This window comes from Hydrogenophaga sp. (genome assembly GCF_030158645.1).
Taxonomy (GTDB): Bacteria; Pseudomonadota; Gammaproteobacteria; order Burkholderiales; family Burkholderiaceae_C; genus Hydrogenophaga.
Genome location: NZ_JAOASO010000027.1, coordinates 1 through 3,419, shown reverse-complemented (window position 1 = coordinate 3,419; position 3,419 = coordinate 1). Strand labels below are relative to the sequence as shown.

The 3,419-nt window shown below is 65.2% G+C and carries 1 protein-coding gene; it reads left to right on the top strand.

Going from position 1 to position 3,419, the window contains the following annotated elements:
• Positions 1–3,419: Hpt domain-containing protein (locus Q1W68_RS02850; protein WP_300715543.1), on the top strand; the 3,419-nt coding region annotated here is incomplete at both ends.

The following is a 3,419-nucleotide window of genomic DNA, read 5'->3' as shown; positions in this document are numbered from 1 at the left end:
CCGACACCGGCGGGGAAGACAACGACGAAGACGATCTCCTGGACATCTTTCTCGAGGAAGCGCGGGAAGTGGTCGGCAACGGTCTGGATGCCATTGGCCAGTTGCAGGCCCAGCCGGGCGATCTGGAACACCTCACCACCCTGCGCCGCGCATTTCACACCCTCAAGGGCAGCTCGCGCATGGTCGGGTTGGAGGAGTTCGGCCAAGCCGCTTGGTCGATGGAGCAACTGGTCAACACGGTGTTGGCCGAACAACGACCCGCTGCTCAACCCTTGCTGTCGCTGACGGGTCAGGCCATGACCGACTTTGGCCGGTGGGTGGATGACATCGCCGCGAAGACCGAAAGCCATTGGAAGGCCCAGCCGTTCAAGGTCAGCGCTGACGCCATGCGCGATCAGGGCCATTTCCTGCCATTGACACACGCAGAGCAGGCAGCCACTTCACCGCCAGTCCCGGCGCACGTTGCTGTGCATGAAGCGGCGCAAACGCTTGCGCCTGAGTTTCACGACCCGTCGTTCGACCTGGCACCGGCGCATGAAGCGTCGGCTGCCCCGGTCTCCGAACCGCAGCTTCTCGACGTGTTTGAAGATCAGCCGTCGCTGGCGCAACCCGGCGAGACGGTGTTCCCGGACATGGACTTTGATGTGGGCGAACCGGTTGATCACGGCCAGCAGCCCGAGCAGGCATCTGCCGAAGAAGCTGTTCCATTCGACACGGCGTTCCTCGACTTTGGACCACCACCGACCTCGGCTGAGTTGCCCTCGTCCGATCCGATGCTGGCCGATATCGACTTTGGCAGCCTGGCCGAGCTCTCTGACAGTGCAGGCGCTGCGGTCGAGCCGACGGAGGGCACGCCGGCAGCACCGCATGACGTCGAGCCCGAGGTCGTCGTGCCAGTCTTGGCCGAGCCCGAGATGCCCGACGAGCAAACGCGGGTGATTGGCTCGCTGCGCATCGGTCTCAAGCTCTACAACGTTTACCTCAACGAAGCCGACGAATGGTCGCGCCGCCTGTGCACCGGTCTTGCCGAGTGGGCACTTGAGCGCCATGAACCGGTGCCTGAGCAAGCCGAGGCGTTTGCACACTCGCTGGCCGGCAGCTCGGCCACCGTCGGGTTTCAGTCACTCTCCGACATCGCACGCGCGCTTGAGCATGCCATTGGGACGGTGAGTCTTCATCAGCGGGCCGGTGCAGCCGCCACGGACGAACAGGCCCGGTTGTTTGTCGATGCGTCCGAGGATATCCGCCGCCTGCTGCATCAGTTCGCAGCGGGGTTCCTCAAGGAGCCCGACGCCCAATTGATGGACGCGCTCTACCGGGTGGTCCACGACCCGGTCCCCGATGAGTCCTCCTTTGAGCCCGATGTGTTGCACAGCGAGGATGTGCCGGAGGTGGACGAGCCGGTGGTGCACTCGCCGGCAACGGAAGCGGCTGAGGCGGTGCAGCCGGGGGTCGAAACACCGTTGCCTGACCAGGTGGCGCAGGCGCATGTCGATGGTGGCGCTTCAAGCCATGCACCCCTGACCGCTTTCGACTTGCCGGCTCTGGCAGAAACCGGCATCGATTTTGTCGCGCCCCACGCCGACACCCACCGCGCAGAACATGCCGCCGTTCAGGACATTGACGACGACATCGACGCGCTGGACACGATCGACATCGACCTCTTTCCCATCTTTGCGGAGGAGGCGCAGGAACTGCTGCCCCAACTCGAAGGCGCCCTTCGTCAGTGGGTGGCGCGCCCCGACAATGGGAGCGCCCGTTCCGAGGTGCTGCGCAATCTTCACACCCTCAAGGGCAGTGCGCGACTGGCTGGCGCGCTCCGACTGGGTGAGATGGTCCACCGGATGGAAACCACCGCCGAGCGGCTGGGCTCCGATGTGCAGCGCAGCGCGGACCTGGAGCCTCTGCAGTCCGCGTTCGACGCCATCAGTGCCCGGTTTGAACAGCTTCGCAGTCAGGACCCGGAATCCGCCGACGTGGTGCAAACCGCGCCTGAGCAATTTGCACCGGAGTTGACCTCGGTGCCCGAGACCACCGAGCAGGCACTGCGGGAGCGCGCTGCCATGGTGCCCGGCCGCGGCATGGAGGGGCTCACCATGCCGGTGGCACCCACGGCCTTGCAAGCCCGCGCGGGCGCTGCTGTGCGGGTACGGCCCGAGCTGTTGGACCGTCTGGTCAACCAGGCCGGCGAAGTCATGATCACCCGTTCGCGCATGGAGTCCGAGCTCGTGACCCTGCGCGGCTCGCTCAAAGACCTGACGGGCAACCTCGACCGTTTGCGCGTTCAGCTGCGCGACATCGAACTGCAAGCCGAGACGCAGATGCAGTCGCGGCTGGCCCAGGCGCGCGACGCCGACCAGTCGTTCGATCCGCTCGAATTCGACCGGTTCACCCGTGTGCAGGAACTCACGCGCATGATGGCGGAGTCGGTGAACGACGTGGCCACCGTGCAGCGCAACCTGCAGCGCGCGGTGGAATCGACCGAAGACAGCCTGGTCGCCCAGGGCCGGCAAACCCGGGAGCTGCAGCGCGATCTGCTCCGCACGCGCATGGTGGAATTCGAAGGTATTTCCGAGCGGCTGTACCGCGTGGTGCGCCAGGCTTCGAAGGAAACCGGCAAACAGGTGCGCCTGGACATCACCGGCGGCAACATCGAAATGGACCGCGGTGTGCTCGACCGGATGACGGCCGCTTTTGAACACCTGTTGCGCAACAGCGTTGTGCACGGCATCGAAACGCCCGAAGCCCGCGTGGCGGCTGGCAAGCCGGCTGAAGGCCAGATCGAGATCACGCTCGCGCAGGAGCTCAACGACGTGTCGGTCGTGTTTGCCGACGACGGCGCCGGTTTGGACCTGGTGCGACTGAGGGAAAAAGCGGCCTTGCAAGGACTGATCGAGGCCGGTGCGGAGATCAGCGATGCACACGCCGCTCAGCTCGTGTTCGAACCCGGCATCAGCACGGCGCGTGAAGTGTCCGAACTGGCGGGCCGAGGCATCGGCATGGACGTTGTCCGCAACGACGTGGTCGCACTCGGTGGGCGCATAGAGACCGCCACACAGGCCGGACAGGGCACCAACTTCAAGCTGGTGCTGCCGTTGACCACCGCCGTGACGCAGGTGGTGATGCTGCGCGCGGGCGCACTCACCCTGGGCGTGCCGTCCAACCTGGTGGAGCTGGTGCGCCGCGTGAGCGCCGAAGAACTCCACAAGGCTTACGCCAGCGGTTCGCTCACCGTCGCGGGTGAGGAGGTTCCTTTCTTCTGGGCTGGCGCCTTGCTTCAGTCGTCGGTGCAATCCTTGGAGAACAAGGGCCGCACGCTGCCGGTGATGATTTTCCGCAGCGCTGCACAGCGCATGGCCATGCACGTGGACGAGGTCCTGGGCAACCAGGAAGTCGTGGTGAAGAACCTGGGATCACAG